Annotated in this window: 2 protein-coding genes; one reads left to right on the top strand and one right to left on the bottom strand. The window is 60.8% G+C overall.

The features are described from left to right. Window positions 1-208 (top strand): hypothetical protein (locus tag ACWGTO_RS33570; RefSeq protein WP_454578963.1); only part of this gene is annotated, 208 nt, incomplete at its 5' end. Window positions 209-240: 32 nt separating this feature from the next. Here the strand turns inward: ACWGTO_RS33570 and ACWGTO_RS33575 are convergent. Next, a partial coding sequence (locus tag ACWGTO_RS33575; protein ID WP_454578964.1) for an IS110 family transposase occupies window positions 241-937 on the bottom strand: 697 nt, incomplete at its 5' end.

A 937-nucleotide genomic window follows, 5' to 3' on the forward strand; every position in this document is an offset into this window, starting at 1 on the left:
CCAGGGGCCTGAGCTCGACTGCATGACGCGGCTCGTTTGTCGAACCTCATCCAGCTCACATACGGTCGCCGCTGATTGCGGCTGCACCAACATCCCGCTTGCGGCGGGTAGAGCTCAGAACGACGAAACCAATCTGGACGACGGCATTTCGCCAAGTGCGCGTACGGTTCGTCGGCCTGAATCCGCCAGAACAGAAGAGTTCTGGTAGATTTCCGAAAGGGGTTGAAGGTTGAAGGACAGTCAGGCGCTGTTCATGCTCGCCCCTTCTATGGCTACGCCGGCGGTTGCGTATTTCCAAAGAGCGACCAGGAGCTTTCGCGCCAGCGCCACGATGGTCGATTTCTTCATGCGCCCATCGTTGCGATCAACGCGTTCCTTGAACCATCGGGCCAGCGCAGAACTCGGTTGATGTCGCAACCACAGCCAGGACATCTGGATCAACGTCGTCCGCAGTCTGGGATTACCCGCCTTTGATACCCCTTGCTCCCGATCGACCGAGCCGCTCTGCCAGGGTGTCGGCGCGAGGCCCGCATAGGCGGCAACCTGGCGACGGTTATCAAAATGTCGGAATAATCCCTCCGACCACAGGATGGCGGCGAATTCGGCGCCGATCCCCTTGATGTCGAGCAGCATTCTCACAGGCGAAGGCTTTGCCTCGGCGTCTTGCGCTGCGAGGAGTGCGTCCCGTTCCTCTTCGACCGTCCTGATCTGTTCGAGCAGGAGCTCGAGCCGATCCAGTTCGCGGCCAATCTGGGCTTTCATATGGGCAGGCAGCGCGCGCCCGTCGCCAGTCCTCAACTCTTCAAGCCGCTTTCGTCGATTCTTGCGCAGCGGCTCATAGTCCGTGATCCCCTGCGAGAACAGCAGCCCCTTGATGCGATTGACGTGGGCGACGCGCTCAGCGGTCAGTGTCTTGCGCTCGCGGCAGACCCGGCGA

Source organism: Mesorhizobium sp. PL10 (assembly GCF_053714315.1).